Raw genomic sequence first — 15,647 nt, forward strand, 5'->3', positions numbered from 1 at the left:
TGCCGTATTGAATTATTTCCGCGATGCACGCATGCGTTTCCTGAAGAGAGCAAAGAAGAAAGATGGCTGGCTGAGCATCGCCGTCCTGCCGGACGGCGTCGCGGCGACCAGCGTGGAGCCGGTCTCGCAGGGTTTGCCCTGCGTGCGCTTTGCGCATTTCTTGCCGGGCAAGCCGGACGCGGCGCTGCTGGAAAAGGCGGGGCGCGAGGCCCAGGCCCATGCCTACCGCTGCCTGACCCTGCTCGCGCCCGGCGAATACCAGCTCATCAACCTGGAAGCGCCCAACGTGCCGCGCGAAGAGATGAAGACGGCGGTGCGCTGGCGCCTCAAGGACATCCTCGACTTTCCGGTGACCGATGCGACCGTCGACGTGCTCGACATCCCGGTCGACGCCGGCCAGGTGCGGGCCCAGCAGTCGGTGTTCGTGGTGGCGGCGCGCAATACCGTCATCGGGCCGCGCCAGCAATGGTTCCGCGAGGCCAAGCTCGCTCTGGAAGTCATCGATATCCCGGAAATGGCGCAGCGCAATGTGTCGGCGCTGGTCGCCCCCGAGAACCGAGGCGTGGCCATGCTCTCGTTCAGCACCGAGGGCGGCTTGCTGACCGTGACCTGGCGTGGCGAACTCTACCTGTCGCGCCGGATCGACGTCACCCTCGACCAGCTGCTCGACCCGGATCACGAGCGCCGGCACGCCAGCTTCGACCGCATCACCCTCGAGCTGCAGCGCTCGCTCGACAATTTCGAGCGCCAGTATTCCTTCATCAGCATTGCCAAGATGGTGCTCGGCCCGTCGGCCGTGAGCGGCCTGGACGACTACCTGTCGAGCAACCTGTATACCCCGGTCGAGACCCTGGACCTGGCCACGCTGTTCGACCTGGCACGCACGCCCGAGCTGCAGGACCGGGTGCTGCAGGGGCGCTTCTTCATCGCGCTGGGCGCTGCGCTGCGTGCGGAGGCGGTGGCATGAGCCAGCAGATCAATCTGTTCAACCCGGCCTTCCAGCCGCAGAAAAAGGTCCTGACTTCCAGCACGATGGCGCTGTCGCTGCTGGTGCTGGCCGGCGGCATCGCCGCGCTGGCCGGCTACGGACAGGTGCAGCGTGCCAGCCTGGAGGCGCAGGCCCGGGCCGGCGCCGTGCAGCTGGAGCGCAAGCAGGCGCGCCTGGCGAGCGTGAACCTTGACTTCGCGCCGCGCCAGAAGAGCAAGGAGCTCGATGCCCAGATCGCCGAGGCCCAGGCCCAGTTGCTGGCGCTGCGCGACATCGCGCGCGTGATCGAGCGCGGCGAACTGGGCGACACCAGCGGCTATGCCGGCTACTTCAAGGCCCTGGCGCGCCAGAGCGTGAGCGGCCTGTGGCTCACCGGCGTGAGCGTGACCGGCGGAGGCAGGGACATCGGCATCCGCGGCCGCACCACCGACCCGGCCACGGTGCCCGGCTACCTGGCGCGCCTGACCGGCGAACCGCTGATGCAGGGCAAAGCTTTCGCCAGCCTGTCGATCAGTCAGCCGGCCCCCGCCAACGCGGCCGGCGCCGAAGCCGCGCCGGTATCGGCGGCGCCTTACGTCGAGTTCAGCCTGCAGTCCAGGCCGGAGGAGCCGCGCAAATGAAGGCCCGCGTTCTCGAACTCATGGCGCGCATCGACGCGCTCACGCTGCGCGAGCGTGGCCTACTGTTCGCGGCCAGCGCCGCCGTGATCCTGTTCATCGGCCACAGCGTGGTGCTGGGCCCGCTCTACCGCGAACACGACGCGCTGCGCGCGCAGATCAGCCAGCAGCAGAACAACCTGGCCGGCATGGACGGCGAGATCGCCGCCAGGGTCCAGGCCTACCAGGTCGATCCGGATGCGCCGGCGCGCGAGAAACTGCAGGCCATCCGCCAGGAAAGCGCCGCCCTGGGCGACTCGCTGCTGGCGATGGAGCACGGCCTGGTGCCGCCCGAGCGCATGGCGCCGCTGCTCGACACCATCCTGCGCGCCAATGCGCGCCTGAAGCTGGTGTCGATGCGCACGCTGCCGGTCGAGCCGATGTCGTCGCTGGGCGGGCAGGGGGCCGCGCCAGCGCTGCCCGAGGCCGCGCCCGACGCGGCTGCGGATGCCGCGGGGGCGGCGCCGGCGCCGGCCCCTGTCCTGCTGTACCGCCACGGGGTCGAAGTCACCGTGCGCGGCAATTATCTCGACATGGTCGATTACATGAGCGCACTCGAAGCGATGCCCACCCGCCTGTTCTGGGGCCGGGCGCAGCTCGACGTGGAAGCCTACCCGGCCGCGCGACTGACGCTCACGCTGTATACCCTGAGTCTGGACCGCAAATGGATGAAGCTGTGAAAAAACTGAGCCTTGCCCTGAGCCTGGCCGCGATGCTGGCGAGCCTGCCGGCCGCCGCGCAAACGCTGGCCGACCCGACCCGGCCGCCCGCCGCCTTCGACACCAGCCGCCCCGAGGGGGCGGGCGACGGCGCGCCGCGCCTGCAGTCGGTCCTGATCTCGCCGCGCGCCGGCGGACGCCACGTGGCAGTGATCGACGGCGAGACGGTGCGCCTGGGCGGCAGCTTTCGCGGCGCGCGCGTGGCCCGCATGACCGCGGACCGCGTCGAACTGGTGCGCGGCCGCGAGCGCCAGGTGCTGCGACTGGATCCGCTCGAAAGCGTGGCCACCGGCATGACGCCGGCAGTCCAATGACGAATCGCCTAACGCCCCGGAACAAGATGAACAAGCTTTCCCTTTTTTCAGCCGTCGGCGCGCTGCTGCTGGCCGGCTGCCAGAGCGGCGCGCAGCACGAGACCTATGACGCGATCGGCAAGGAAATGGCCAAGGCCCAGGCCCGGCCCGCCGCCGCCGCAGTCGACGACGCCGTCGCCGCCGCACTGCTGCCGCCGGCAAGCGCGCTGGCCAGCCAGCTGCCCAAGGCGCGTCCGGCGCTGGAAGAGCGTTTCAACGTCTCGTTCAACAACGTGCCGGCGCAGCAGTTCTTCCGTTCGATCGTGGCCGGGACCCGCTACAACATGCTGGTCCATCCCGAGGTGTCGGGCAACATCAGCGCCAACCTCAAGGACGTGACCATCGCCGAGACCCTGGAAGCGGTGCGCGAGATGTACGGCTACGACTACCGGATCGACGGCACCCGCATCACGATCCGCCCGCTGACGATGCAGACCCGGATGTTCCAGGTGAACTACCTGACCGCCAAGCGCCGCGGGACCTCGAACCTGCGCGTCAGCTCGACCTCGGTGGCGGATGCGGGCCGCGACGGCACCCGCAACAACAATGGCAGCGGCCAGGGCAGCCAGCCCAACGACAATGGCTCGAATTCGCTCGGCGGCGGCAACGTGCAGGTCGACAGCACCGACATCCGCACCACCTCCGACAACGATTTCTGGAGCGAGCTGAAGGCCGCGCTGGAAGCCATTGTCGGCTCCAAGGAGGGCGGCCGCAGCGTGGTGATCAGCCCGCAGTCGGGCGTGCTGGTGATCCGCGCCATGCCGGAAGAGCTGCGCAGCGTCGATGCCTACCTCAAGGCGACCCAGCTGGCGGTCGACCGCCAGGTGATCCTGGAAGCGAAGATCCTCGAAGTGGAGCTGAACGACAGCTTCCAGAGCGGCATCAACTGGGCCTCGTTCGCCTCGATCAAGAGCTCGCACCCGAACCGGGTCTCGACCGGCATGATCGCGCCGGGCGCCAACCTGGCGCCGCTGCCGTATACCGGCGGCCAGCCGCCGCTCATCAACAACGGCCAGGGCCTCGCCGCCAGCACCGGCTTCTCGCTGTCGAACGCGGCCACCGCGGCCGGTTCGCTGTTCGGTTTCGCCTTCCAGACCAATAACTTCGCGGCCCTGATTTCCTTCCTGGAGTCGCAGGGCCAGGTGCACGTCTTGTCCAGTCCGCGCGTGGCGGCGATGAACAACCAGAAGGCGGTGCTCAAGATCGGCACCGACGAGTTCTTTGTTACCGGCGTGACCAATACCATCAACACCACCGACAGCGGCACCACCAACACCCCGAGCGTGACCCTGCAGCCCTTCTTCTCGGGCGTGGTGCTGGACGTGACCCCGCAGATCGACGACAAGGGCAACATCCTGCTGCACGTGCACCCGTCGGTGAGCCAGGTCTCCACGGTGACCAAGAACGTCGATCTCGGTTCGGCCGGCACCCTGACCTTGCCGCTCGCGGCCTCGGCCACCTCGGAACTGGACAGCTATGTGCGCGGCCAGAGCGGCCAGGTGGTCGCGATCGGCGGCCTGATGCGCCAGGTGTCGAGCGGCGACGTCGACCAGCTGCCGGGCGCGAGCAAGCTGCCGGTGCTGGGCGCGCTGTTCCGCAACAAGACCCGGGTGAACCAGAAGCGCGAGCTGGTGGTCCTGATCAAGCCTACCATCGTCGAAGGCGCCAACGACTGGAGCCAGGACCTGATGGACGCGTCGCGCCGCATCGAGGCGCTCGATCCGCGCGCCCGGGAGCGCCGCTGATGTATGCGGCCCACTTCGGCCTGCGCGAGCTGCCTTTCGGGATCACCCCGGACACCAGCTTCTTCTTCGGCAGCGCGCGCTCGCAGGAAGCGCTGAACACACTCCTGGTGGCGGCGCGCGGCGGCGAAGGCTTCATCAAGATCACGGGCGAGGTCGGCACCGGCAAGACCCTGTTGTGCCGCAAGTTCATGGCCACGCTGGGCGAAGGCTTCGTGACCGCCTATATCCCGAATCCCTACCTGGAGCCGCGCACCCTGATGCTGGCCCTGGCCGACGAGCTGGAACTCGATCTCGCGCGCGACGTCGACCAGCACCAGGTGCTCAAGGCGATCAACCTGCGCCTGCTCGAGCTGGCCGGCCAGGACCTGCGCGTGGTGCTATGCCTGGACGAGGCCCAGGCGATTCCGGTGGAGAGCCTGGAAGCCATGCGCCTGCTGACCAACCTGGAAACCGAGAAGCGCAAGCTGCTGCAGATCGTGCTGTTCGGCCAGCCGGAACTGAACCGCAAGCTGGCGCTGGAATCGATCCGCCAGCTGGCCCAGCGCATCACCTTCCACTACCACCTGGGTGCGCTCAGCCGCGACGACCTCGATTACTACGTGGCGCACCGCCTGCGCGTGGCCGGCTTCACGGGCGCGCGCCTGTTCTCGCGCGCCGCGATCCGCGCTCTGTACCGCGCCAGCGGCGGCGTGCCGCGCCTGGTGAACATCATGGCGCACAAGGCCCTGATGCTCAGCTACGGCGAGGGCAAGCGCGAGGTGGCCGGCAGCCACGTGGCCACCGCCGCGCGCGATACGATCGGCGTGCGGCGCACCATCCGCACCTGGCTGCTCGGCGGCGCCACGGTGTTCTCGGCCGCGGCCGGCCTGGCATGGGTGTTCGCGCGATGAGCTTGATCAACCGGATGCTGCAGGACCTCGACGCGCGCGCCGGCCAGCCCGGCGCGGCGCCGCTTCCATCGGACGTGCGCCCGGTGGCGCCGCCCGCGCGCGCCTGGCCATTGAACCGCGTGGCCATCGCCGCCGGCGCGGCGGCGCTCGTGACGGCCGCCGGCTTTGCCGGCTGGCGCTTCCTCGGGCCGCAACCGGTTCCCGCCCCGACTCCTGCAGCCGCCGCGCGCGCGGCGCCGCCGCCGGCCGCGCCCGCCGTGGCCGCGCCCGTGGTGGCCTTCGAGGTGCCGGTGCCGCCGCGCCAGGAGCCGCCACCGGCGGCGCCTGCGGCAGCACAGGAAGCAACACCCGAGCCGCTGGCACAGGCTGTCGCGCCCGCGCCAGCACCGGCAAAGCCGGTCAAGGCAGCGGCGTCCAGGATTATCGCGGCGGCGCCCGTCAAGCCGGCCGTCGCGAAGCCGGCCGTGGCCGCGCAGGGCGGCAGGATAGAAACCCCGGCGCAGCGCGCCGACAACGCCTACCGGCGCGCCCTGGCAGTGCTTGAGGACGGCCGCGTCACCGAGGCCATCGCCGGCCTGCGCGCGGCGCTGAAGGTCGAGCCGCGCCATGAAGCCGCGCGCCAGACCCTGGTCGGCCTCCTGATCGAGGCCAAGCACCCGGACGAAGCGATCCGCGAGCTCGGGGCCGCTCTGGCGCTCGATCCGCGCCAGCGGGCGATGGCGATGCTGATGGCGCGCCTGCAGATCGAGCGCGGAAGCCCCGGCATCGACACCTTGCTGCGCACCTTGCCGTATGCGGCCGGGAACGCCGAATACCATGCCTTCCTGGCCGGCGCGCTGCAGCGCGCGCAGCGCCACCGCGAGGCGATCGGACATTATGAAACCGCCCTGCGCAGCGCGCCGGGGAACGGGGTATGGTGGATGGGCCTGGGGGTGTCGCTGGAGGCGGAAAAACGCGACCTGGAAGCGGCGGTGGCCTACCGCAGGGCGCTCGACAGCGAGACGCTGTCGGCGCCCTTGCGCGAATTCGTGGAGCGCAAGCTCAGGCAACTCGGCCGCTAGCCGCCGATCCAGCGCCTACAGGCGGCGCAGGATCTCGAGCGCCTGCTCGAGGGTCTCGTCCTTCTTCGCAAAGCAGAAGCGCACGATCCCCGATTCGACCGGCCGGCTGTAGAAGGCCGATACCGGAATCGCCGCCACCTTCGCTTCCAGCGTCAGCCAGCTGGCGAACTGGGCTTCCGGCAGACCCGATATCGCGCCATAGCGCACGCACTGGAAATAGGTGCCGTTCGTGGGCAGCAACTCGAAACGCGAGCCGGCCAGGCCGGCGCGGAACAGGTCGCGCTTCTTCTGGTAAAAGCCAGGCAGCTCCAGGTAAGGCGCCGGATCCTCCATGTAGGCGGCGATCCCGTGCTGCATCGGCGTGTTCACGCTAAACACGTTGTATTGGTGGACCTTGCGAAATTCCTGCATCAGCGCGGCCGGCGCCGCCACGTAGCCCACCTTCCAGCCGGTGACGTGATAGGTCTTGCCGAAGCTCGAGACCACGAAGGCGCGCTCGGCCAGCCTTGGATCGCGCGCTACCGAGGCATGCTGCGCGCCGTCGTAGACCATGTGTTCGTACACTATACGGAACGAAACACTAGACCAGTATCCCAATTCGTTTTGAAGTCAATGGGTTACGGTTCCGTCGAGCGCTGCAGGACTCGATGGCAAAAGAGTATGCTTTCTTCCGTCGAGTGGTGCTTGTGTCGCTGGGGGCGTCGTACAGCAAGCTCCTCGCTTCGTTAACCATGTACACAGTGCGCTCGATGACTTCGGGGGAATACTTCGGTTTCTTCTTCATAGCTCCGCTTTCTCAAAGGATGGGCCTCTACACCCCACGAGGCGATTCAGGTGCATGACCGTCGACAGTTGCGTTTGCTCAAGTTTCACCTGCGCATAACCTTGAATAATTAAAAGGTTTTCATCACAGCAGGTAGCGACTCTCGCAACCGTAGAAGGTCACCATTGTCAACGGCGATTGAAAACTGATACAGATATCGTCGTGCCAGCGATTTAAAACTGATACACCGCCGTCGCCGAACACGGTCCGTGTTCAGCCCATTTCTGCAACATCATTCCCCCTCATCATCCCGGCCTGTCGCTGGTGCTTCAGCCGGTAGCTTTCGCCGGCAATCGGCACGATGTGCGCATGGTGCAGTAGCCTATCGAGCAGGGCCGCGGTCAGCGTCGTATCCTGCGCAAAGGTCGTGTCCCATTGCCCAAACGGCAGGTTGCTGGTCACGATCAGGCTGCTGCGTTCGTACAGGGCCGCGATCACTTGGAAGAACAGGTTCGCCTGCTCCCGGTTCATCGGCAAGTAGCCGATCTCGTCGATGATCAAGAGCCGATATGCTTTGATCGCGCGATGCATCACCGCTTTCAAATTGTTCTGGGTATGCGCCGTCGTCAACGCCAGCATCAGGTCGGCCGCCGTGGTGAAGCGCGTCTTGATGCCGGCCTGGGTGGCCTTGTAACCGAGTGCCATCGCCAGGTGCGTCTTGCCCACGCCGCTGGGGCCGACCAGCACCACGTTCTCATGTCGCTCAACGAAGCCCAGGCCAGCCAGCTCCTCGACCTGACTGCGTTTCACGCCTTTGGCGAAGTCATAGTTAAACTCGTCCAGCGTCTTCACCGCTGGGAATCCTGCCAGTCGGGTCATCGTGCTTTGCTTGCGCACGTTGCGCCCGGCGACTTCCTCCCTCAGCAGGCCCTCCAGGAAGTCGCTGTAGGCCATTTCCTGCTTCGCTGCCTTCTGCGTTGCAGCGCCGTAGCCCTGGGCCACGAACGGCAGGTTCAGGCTCTCGCACAACGCCGCGATACGCTCGTGCTGCAGGTTCATGCCGCCACTCCTTCCGTTACCCGTACCAGCAGCGCGTCATACACCTGCAACGGATGCTGTACTGGAGATGGCTGGGCGATCCGCTCCACCACTGCCGCCGGCCGCGGCACCGTAGGTGCTGCGGCGGTCGGTTGCGGCCTGGCTGCCGCGATGTCCGCACGCCACGGTGCCGGCAGCGCTTGCAGATGCTCCACTTCCCGCTTCAATGCTTCAGCTGGTGGCTCGCCAGTCGTACCGTGGATGCGCGCATTGGCCACCTCGCGCAGCCAGTGGGCCACTTCCACATTGGCCGTTACGACGTCGAGCTTCTGGCCGCTTTGCGCCAGCCGGCTCGCCAGCGGCACATAGAACGAGCGGCGCAGGTAGCCATTGAAGCGTTCGACTTTTCCCTTGGTCTTGGCCCGGTACGGCTGGCACAGCTTGATCACGAAACCGCTATGCCTGGCAAAGTCCAGGAAGCCGGCGTGGAAGCGGTGCTCGCCTTCGCCGTACGCATCGCGCTCCAGCACCACTGTTTTCATGTTGTCGTACAGGACCCGCCGCGTCACGCCCCCAAACGCCGCAAAAGCGCGCTCATGGCAGGCGATCAGGGTTTCCACCTTCATGTTGCTGACGAACTCCACGTAGCTGGCCCGGCTAAAACCGAGCGTCGCGCAGAACGCATGTAACGGCGCGCTGCCTTTGCGGAATTCAACCCAGTCCACCTGCAGCTGCTCGCCCATCGCCGTCTCGAAGCGCACCACCGGGTCGGCCGGAGGCGCCGGGCGCAAGGTGCGCACGAAGGCGCGCAACTGGCTCATGCCGCCCTCGTAGCCGCGCGCGGCGATCTCGCGGTACAGCACGGTGGCCGGTATCACGTCGGGCTGAGCAGCTTGCTGCCGATCCTTCAGGTACTGCTCGAATTGCGCCAGCTTCGTCTTGCGCTTCACTTTGCGTTCGTACTTCGGCACAGCCTCCAGGGCCAGATGCCGGCGCACCGTGTTCACTGCGCAGCCTACCTCGGCGGCGATCTGCCGAAGGCTTAACCCATGCTTCTTCAGGAGTTGGATTTCCACGTACACCTCTTTGGATTTCAAGGCCGCTCCGCAAAGCGGCCATCTTCTCAAAATGGTGTATCAGTTTTCAATCGCTGCCTGTATCAGTTTACAACCGCTGCTGACAACCATGGCAGATACCCGGTCTGGCGTCCCTGAAGTAGAACTTGTGCCTCGCGCCAGCGTTCCCGCAGCCGAGTACGCGGAATACAAGGTGATGCGGCACAACTTCCAAACCAGCGCCCTAGGTGTGATGTTTCAATAGGTTGTTCATTCGGATTGGATTTGCGAAACTGGAAATCGCCAAACCCCCAGTTCTCAAGGAAACCAACCGAATGAACATCCATAAGAATGCCCGATTGACCTTCATCCGTCGAGTCGAAATGGTCGAAGACGTCCTGAAATCTCGTTTGCCTGATAGCCAAGCGGCGCAGTTATACGGCGTCAGCGCAGCAACCGTGCGCAAATGGGTCGGTCGCTTTCTCGCCGAGGGAAAGCCAGGTTTGGTTGACCGCTCTTCACGTCCTAACTGCAGTCCGCGTGCCATTGATGAATCGAAGGCGCTGACCATCGTTGAGCTGCGCAAGAAGCGAATGACGCAAGCACGCATCGCCGAGTATTTGTCGCTATCAAAAGCCACGGTAAGCCGTGTGCTCGGTCGTGCTGGCCTGGCGCGATTGTCGGATCTGGAACCGGCCGATCCAGTGAAGCGTTATGAGCACGAGAATCCGGGCGACCTCATACACATCGATACGAAGAAGCTAGGCCGGATCGAGAAGACCGGTCACCGGGCTACTGGTGACCGTCGTGACCGCAGCCGCGGTGCGGGCTGGGAAGTGTTGTTTGTGGCCGTCGACGATCATGCCCGGATTGCGTACACCGAGCTGCACCCTGATGAGTCACAGGAAAGCGCCTGCCGCTTCCTGGCGAACGCTCATGCGTATTACTGCTCGCTGGGTGCGAAACCCAAGCGGCTGCTGACCGATAATGGCTCGGCCTTCCGTGCAAAGAGTTTTAGCCGCGTTTGCACAGGGCTGGACCTGAAGCACCGTTTTACCAAGCCCTACCGGCCCCAGACCAACGGCAAAGCCGAACGCTTCATCCAGTCGGCGTTACGTGAATGGGCCTACGGCTTCGTCTACAAGAGCTCCGACGAGCGTGCAGCCACGCTGCGTGAGTGGATCCATCATTACAACTGGCATCGCCCGCACCAGGGCATCAGCGGCAAGGCGCCAATGTCCAGGCTCTCAACCAACCGAAACAACCTCTTGCAACTTCACATTACTACTTCCTCAAAGGGTTGTTGGCAGTGAAGCGATCTGCGGCGGCTTCGAGTTCCGGATTCTCTGCGTATCCGAAAGCGCGACACTGCAGCTCAAGAACTTCATCGGCGTGCCTTGCGAGCTGCAGATCGTCACCGACCGCGGGCAACTGCGCCGCATTTGCGGCATCGTTACGGAAGCAGCGTCCGGCCAAAGCGACGGCGGCCTCGCAACCTATCAGTTAATTATTCGCGACGCGCTATCGGTGCTGGAAGACAGGTTCAACACCCGAGTTTTCCGGGACAAGAATGAACTGGACATTATCCAGATACTTGTCAGTGAATGGCAAAAGACCATGCCGGTCCTGGCCAGCACTTTCGATCTGCACATCGATTCCGTGCTCACCAGCCGTCAACACCCTCGGCGTACGTTCATCATGCAGCATAACGAGTCAGACGCCGAGTTCATCCGACGTCTGATGCAGCGGCGTGGCATCGCCTGGTTTTTCCGTTCGGGACTAACGAATACAGGAAACGCCCCCAGTCGTGAGCGAACATCCGGTATCGGCCACACGTTGGTTCTGTTCGACGATTCCAGCAAACTTGATCGAAACGAGGCCGGTGAGGTGCGTTTTCACCGCGACGCCGCCACCGAGCAGCGCGACGCCATCACCGGCTGGAGCGCAGTACGTAAGCTCCAGTCGGGCACCGGCTCACTGCACAGCTGGGATTACCTGCAGCCGCGCAGCACGATGTTCATGACGACCCACGTGGCCTCGCAAGCAGATCAGGGAGAACGCGGCAACCAGTTAGCTGCCGGACTGGAACAATACCTGGTTGGCGCCCCCCATGTTGGTGACAGCCCGCGCGACCTCACGGAGCTGACCTATACGCAGGTGGCGCACCACGAGTACGCAAGCAAATGCTTCAAAGGCGAAGGCGGGGTGCGCGACCTTGCCGTTGGCGAGTGGTTCAGCCTGAAAGGCCATCCGGAAATCGACACACATCCCGCCAGCGAACGCGAGTTCGTCGTCACGTCGCAGCATATCGCCGCCGAGAACAACCTGCCGGTGGAGATCGGCGCGCGGGTAGAACGGCTGTTCGAACGCAGCGGATGGCCCCGTGGCGCATTGACGCCCATCGCTGGCGGCGACGATGAACCGCTGCGCTTCAAGACCCGCTTCGAGTGCGTCCGACGCACGGTTCGGATTGTGCCGCCACGCCCTGTCCAGGTGCCTGCGCAACTGCAGAGTGCAATCGTTGTTGGACCGGAAAACGAAGTAGTCTGGTGCGATCATCTCGGCCGCGTCAAGGTCCGTTTTCTCGCGACACGGCCAGAGGACCATGCACACGCAGCTGGCGCCGGTAGTTCGGATTCGGATCGCGACTCGGCCTGGGTGCGGGTAGCCTCCAACTGGGCTGGCGACGGACCGGGAAGCAGTGGCCAATGCGGCGCGCGCCTGTTGCCGCCCGTCGGCACGGAGGTACTGGTCGCCTTCGCCGGGGGAGATCCGGATAAGCCCGTCATCGTGGCCCAGGTGTACAACGGCGCAGCGCCACCCCCGGCGTTTGTACGGGAGGACGGGCTGCCCGATACCCGTTATCAATCCGGTTTGCGTAGCCGGGAAGTGCGCGGCCAGCGCGGCAACCAGCTCAGGCTGGACGACACCTCAGGCCAGATCAGCGCGCAGTTGGCGAGCGACCACGGCGCGAGTGAACTGAACCTGGGATACCTCACGGAGCCGCGGCGGCAGGATGGCGCCCGTCCCCGCGGCGAAGGCGCGGAGTTGCGTACAGACGAAGCAATCGCGTTGCGGGCTGCGCGCGGAATCCTGATCAGCGCCTGGAAACTGCTCGGCGGCGCCGGTACCAAAGGCCCCCAGTTGGCCCGCGACGACTATCTGAACCTTCTGCGCGAGTGCGGCGAGCTGTGCACTTCCCTCGGCAGCTACGCCGCCGAACACAAAGGCCTGGAGATCGACACCAAGGAGCAGGACGCCCTGCTTGCCCGGTTCAAGGGGTGGGAGGGTGACAGCAACACCGCGCCGGAAAGCCCCGAGCCGAGGGAACCGGTCATCGCGATGACCTCACCCGCCGGGATTGGTTTCGCGAGTTCCAAAGCCATCGTGAGCTACTCGGCCACCAATATCGACACGGCCGCCCAGCAACATCTGCAGCTTACTGCAGGGCAGCGTTTCGCAGTCAATGCCGGCAACGGCATCTCGCTTTTTGCCCGTAGCGGCGGGCTCAATGCCATCGCACACACCGGCACGCTGCTGCTGCAGAGCCAGCACGACGACATCGCTGTCAACTCGGCGAAGGACATCCAGGTAACTGCCAATGAAGGCGCGATTACCGTCGCAGCCAAAAGCATCCTGTTTGTGACGGCAGACGGCTCATTTCTCAAACTGGGCGAAGGATCGCCAGTCCTGGGGAGCAAGCAAGCACTCAAATTCCATGCGCCGGATTTCATATGGGAGGGCCCCGAGACCATGAACGCCGAGCTCCCTGCATTCAAGAAGGACGGAACCGATCTTGCCTTTGAACCGCGCCTCTACCCCCATCTCGACGGCGGCGTGCCCGCAGCCGGACTGGCTTACAAGATCGAGTCGCCTGCCGGAAGCAGCGAGGGTGAAACGGACGCTGCGGGCAAAACCACGATTTTAGAGCACGAACAGATGCACGCTGCGCGTATTCATTTCGAGGAGAAAGGGCAGTCATGAGCAAAGCAAAGAGCTCCGGGCTTTACAAAAAACTGCCTTTCGGCAGAGGCGCCGGTGAAGGCGTGACCCTGCCGAAGAAAGGGAACAAAAGGATTGTCGGGGTAAGACACAACCTGCCCGGCTCGATCATCATCGTACATGGCGTGAATGACATAGGGGTGAGTTACGACGCTGTCGAATCGGGCCTGTGCGAAGGCCTGGCCGAACGCCTGTGCGGTGATTTGACGCCAGCTACTTACCGGATGCCCCAAACCACAGACCGAAACAAGCTGGAGGAAGATCCGGACGCTGTTTTCTACAAGCGTCAGGTAACCGATGAAACCCACAGCCCGGTCATTCCGTTCTACTGGGGTTTCCGGGAAGAAGCCGCGCATGTGCGCCACTGGAAGATGACACCGCATGGCCAAGCAACCGACCGTTACGGCAACCGCCTGGACCGCGATTTTTCGAAGGAAGGCGGCCCGTTTGCCAACGCGACGTCCTCGCTTCCGGAAATGTGGAACCGGGGCAAGGGCAACGCCATGGGGACCATCGACATGGCAGCGCGCGACGCGACCCACCCCCTCCTGAAAAACCCGGGCCGGCTCTACATGATCCTGGCAGCCCGCCGGCTTGCCGCACTCATTTCGATGATTCGCGACTACGACGAAAACGAAACGGTCTCGATCGTCGCGCACAGCCAGGGTTGCCTGCTCAGCTTGCTTGCCCAGGCTTTCCTGCTCGATCCGAACATGCAGAAGGATCAGCCCGGGGCGCGTCCGGCCGACACACTGATCCTGTGTAATCCACCATACAGTCTGATCGACGAACTGCCGACGACCGCAGCCCTCGCCGACGGTTATGCGGGCGGAGATGCGCTGATGACAGCGGGGAATAAGAACCGTTACCAATTCATCAGCGGTGGGCAAACCTTGCACGCCCGTCTGACCACGCTGGCGAACATTGTCAAAGGCGTCCAGGCCAAAAAGCACGATACCCCTGCGCTGGCGGAATTGACCGATACAAAAACGCATTTCGGCGCAGTCGGCCCCAAATGGACGGCCGCAAAAGACCGCGACAATCGCGGCAAGGTCTACCTGTACTTCTCACCGGAAGACATGACGGTGGCATTCGCCGGCGTCGCGGGAATCGGCTGGCAAGGCGTGCCCGACTTCCTGCGCGGCCACAAGCTTGAAACTCGTCAGGTGAGTGCGCGTGCACCGTTCAAGGATTTCGCACCACAGCACGCCAAAACGACAGCAGCGCCGACCCAGACAACACGCAAGCCGCTTTCGGAGCTGGGCAGTGGCTTCTTTCAGCGCGTTTTCACGCTAAAGCGCCGCCCGGACTCTAGAGTCGGCCAGTTTGTCATGGTCGGGCAACCGCCGCACGACTTTGCGCTACGGGTTCCCGGTGAAGACGATCACGCGCACACAGCCGCCAGCGACTCGCTGACAAGTAATCATTTCTTGCGGGAGCGCCTGCCCGCCCAAGACGACGCACCCGGCGACGCGTCTCCCGAAGAGCGGGCGCGATTCGGGCTGCGCCGCATTACCGGCGAGGCATTGCCGAAGCCGATTGTCGCCAGCATGGGCGAAGGCGCCTTTCCTGACGCGCAGAAGCGCTACGGCGCCAGCGAGAACGTCGACCAGATCGACGCAGCCGTTTCCGTTACCAGCGATTACGGCATCAACGAGAGCCACTGGGAGTGCATCGCGGACCCGGGCGGTATCGCGGCGACCCTGCGCGGCTATCAACCGGTGCCGAGCCCACGTCCCGCCCTGCACCAGGGCAAGGTGGCGAAATGCAGCGAGTATCGTGCTGCATTGACGGAAGCGCTCAACCGCGAGAAGAAAAACGAGGATAAGTGCCAGGTCAAGAACGTGTATGCCTGCCTGGAATTCAACCGCCTCCTCAATCCGCCCAAGCTGTTGATCGAACGGACCGAGACGCCGAGCGAGGCACGCCTGCGCTGGCAAAAAACTGCCGTGCCGCGCTCGTTCCACAGTGCGATTTACGGCGGGCGCAAAAACCATAGCCATGTGACCGCCTATGACGTGGCAATCGGAGGCGGGAAGGCGCCGACCGATCCGCTGTTCTACAGATACCTGTGCGCGGTGGCGGACTGGCGGTTGAAGAAACCAAGCAGGGGCGAAAAACCTCGTCCCGACATTCTCACATGGGAAGCATTCCAGACGCTATATGCAGCCTACTGGGCAGACGAGCGTCCATGGCGCAAGGCACTGATCGAAGGCACTAAAGAATACTACTCCACCGGAAAACTACCTGCCGACCTGCCACTTCCGCCAGAGGGACTTCCGCCCGCCCTCGTTGTGGAATCGATGCCCGGACAAGTAGGGAAGGCTGAACGGGTGACTTCATGAGCACTAGCAATAACACGAGGAATCCGAGAACA

General features: G+C 64.5%; 12 protein-coding genes and 1 pseudogene. 10 read left to right on the plus strand and 3 right to left on the minus strand.

All coding sequences use genetic code 11. From position 1 onward, the window contains the following. Nucleotides 1-31: 31 nt before the first annotated feature. From pilM to MasN3_RS12035, 7 genes are read left to right on the plus strand one after another with little or no spacing between them, the layout of a single operon-like run. Entirely contained in the window at nucleotides 32-967 is a 936-nt protein-coding gene (gene pilM, locus MasN3_RS12005; RefSeq protein WP_281914308.1) for a type IV pilus biogenesis protein PilM, read from the plus strand. After that, a complete protein-coding gene (locus MasN3_RS12010) occupies nucleotides 964-1,608 on the plus strand; it encodes a PilN domain-containing protein (RefSeq protein WP_281914310.1) in 645 nt (214 codons plus the stop codon). The genes pilM and MasN3_RS12010 overlap by 4 nt, the downstream gene beginning before the upstream one ends. Further along, complete coding sequence (gene gspM / locus MasN3_RS12015; protein ID WP_281914312.1) at nucleotides 1,605-2,324, plus strand: type II secretion system protein GspM; 720 nt, start codon at nucleotides 1,605-1,607, stop codon at nucleotides 2,322-2,324. The genes MasN3_RS12010 and gspM overlap by 4 nt, the downstream gene beginning before the upstream one ends. Further along, nucleotides 2,321-2,677 (plus strand): hypothetical protein, encoded by a 357-nt coding sequence (locus MasN3_RS12020; RefSeq protein ID WP_281914313.1) that lies wholly within the window; start codon nucleotides 2,321-2,323, stop codon nucleotides 2,675-2,677. The genes gspM and MasN3_RS12020 overlap by 4 nt, the downstream gene beginning before the upstream one ends. A gap of 26 nt (nucleotides 2,678-2,703) precedes the next feature. Continuing rightward, nucleotides 2,704-4,461 (plus strand): pilus (MSHA type) biogenesis protein MshL, encoded by a 1,758-nt coding sequence (gene mshL / locus MasN3_RS12025; RefSeq protein ID WP_281914314.1) that lies wholly within the window; start codon nucleotides 2,704-2,706, stop codon nucleotides 4,459-4,461. Further along, on the plus strand, nucleotides 4,461-5,351 hold the full coding sequence (locus MasN3_RS12030) for an ExeA family protein (protein WP_281914315.1): 891 nt from the start codon (nucleotides 4,461-4,463) through the stop codon (nucleotides 5,349-5,351). The genes mshL and MasN3_RS12030 overlap by 1 nt, the downstream gene beginning before the upstream one ends. After that, entirely contained in the window at nucleotides 5,348-6,412 is a 1,065-nt protein-coding gene (locus tag MasN3_RS12035) for a tetratricopeptide repeat protein (RefSeq protein ID WP_281914316.1), read from the plus strand. The genes MasN3_RS12030 and MasN3_RS12035 overlap by 4 nt, the downstream gene beginning before the upstream one ends. A gap of 15 nt (nucleotides 6,413-6,427) precedes the next feature. Here MasN3_RS12035 and MasN3_RS12040 read toward each other — a convergent pair. The 3 genes and pseudogenes from MasN3_RS12040 to istA form a co-directional block, all read right to left on the minus strand. Beyond that, nucleotides 6,428-6,976: pseudogene (locus MasN3_RS12040) on the minus strand (aminotransferase class I/II-fold pyridoxal phosphate-dependent enzyme); the annotation flags it as partial. 472 nt (nucleotides 6,977-7,448) lie between these two features. Beyond that, nucleotides 7,449-8,234, minus strand: coding sequence for an IS21-like element helper ATPase IstB (gene istB / locus MasN3_RS12045; protein ID WP_281907820.1), 786 nt, complete (start codon nucleotides 8,232-8,234; stop codon nucleotides 7,449-7,451). Further along, nucleotides 8,231-9,310 (minus strand): IS21 family transposase, encoded by a 1,080-nt coding sequence (gene istA, locus MasN3_RS12050; protein WP_281907819.1) that lies wholly within the window; start codon nucleotides 9,308-9,310, stop codon nucleotides 8,231-8,233. The genes istB and istA overlap by 4 nt, the downstream gene beginning before the upstream one ends. A 293-nt stretch (nucleotides 9,311-9,603) precedes the next feature. Between istA and MasN3_RS12055 the strand changes: the two genes are divergently transcribed. From MasN3_RS12055 to MasN3_RS12065, 3 genes are read left to right on the plus strand one after another with little or no spacing between them, the layout of a single operon-like run. Continuing rightward, on the plus strand, nucleotides 9,604-10,581 hold the full coding sequence (locus tag MasN3_RS12055; RefSeq protein WP_281914318.1) for an IS481 family transposase: 978 nt from the start codon (nucleotides 9,604-9,606) through the stop codon (nucleotides 10,579-10,581). After that, nucleotides 10,469-13,252: a type VI secretion system Vgr family protein gene (locus tag MasN3_RS12060; protein ID WP_370662361.1), complete on the plus strand. Its 2,784-nt coding sequence runs from the start codon at nucleotides 10,469-10,471 to the stop codon at nucleotides 13,250-13,252. The genes MasN3_RS12055 and MasN3_RS12060 overlap by 113 nt, the downstream gene beginning before the upstream one ends. Next, nucleotides 13,249-15,615 carry a T6SS effector phospholipase Tle3 domain-containing protein gene (locus MasN3_RS12065; RefSeq protein ID WP_281914319.1) on the plus strand — a complete coding sequence of 789 codons (2,367 nt, stop codon included), beginning with the start codon at nucleotides 13,249-13,251 and terminating at the stop codon, nucleotides 15,613-15,615. The genes MasN3_RS12060 and MasN3_RS12065 overlap by 4 nt, the downstream gene beginning before the upstream one ends. Nucleotides 15,616-15,647: the final 32 nt, after the last annotated feature.

The sequence above is a fragment of the Massilia varians genome, assembly GCF_027923905.1.
GTDB classification, from domain to species: Bacteria; Pseudomonadota; Gammaproteobacteria; order Burkholderiales; family Burkholderiaceae_D; genus Telluria; species Telluria varians_B.

Bases quoted from the DNA above. Each gene is read 5' to 3' on its own strand.
- pilM (WP_281914308.1), top strand. From the start codon at position 32: ATGCGTTTCCTGAAGAGAGCAAAGAAGAAAGATGGCTGGCTGAGCATC.
- MasN3_RS12010 (WP_281914310.1), top strand. From the start codon at position 964: ATGAGCCAGCAGATCAATCTGTTCAACCCGGCCTTCCAGCCGCAGAAA.
- gspM (WP_281914312.1), top strand. From the start codon at position 1,605: ATGAAGGCCCGCGTTCTCGAACTCATGGCGCGCATCGACGCGCTCACG.
- mshL (WP_281914314.1), top strand. From the start codon at position 2,704: ATGAACAAGCTTTCCCTTTTTTCAGCCGTCGGCGCGCTGCTGCTGGCC.
- MasN3_RS12030 (WP_281914315.1), top strand. From the start codon at position 4,461: ATGTATGCGGCCCACTTCGGCCTGCGCGAGCTGCCTTTCGGGATCACC.
- MasN3_RS12035 (WP_281914316.1), top strand. From the start codon at position 5,348: ATGAGCTTGATCAACCGGATGCTGCAGGACCTCGACGCGCGCGCCGGC.
- istB (WP_281907820.1), bottom strand. From the start codon at position 8,234: ATGAACCTGCAGCACGAGCGTATCGCGGCGTTGTGCGAGAGCCTGAAC.
- MasN3_RS12055 (WP_281914318.1), top strand. From the start codon at position 9,604: ATGAACATCCATAAGAATGCCCGATTGACCTTCATCCGTCGAGTCGAA.
- MasN3_RS12065 (WP_281914319.1), top strand. From the start codon at position 13,249: ATGAGCAAAGCAAAGAGCTCCGGGCTTTACAAAAAACTGCCTTTCGGC.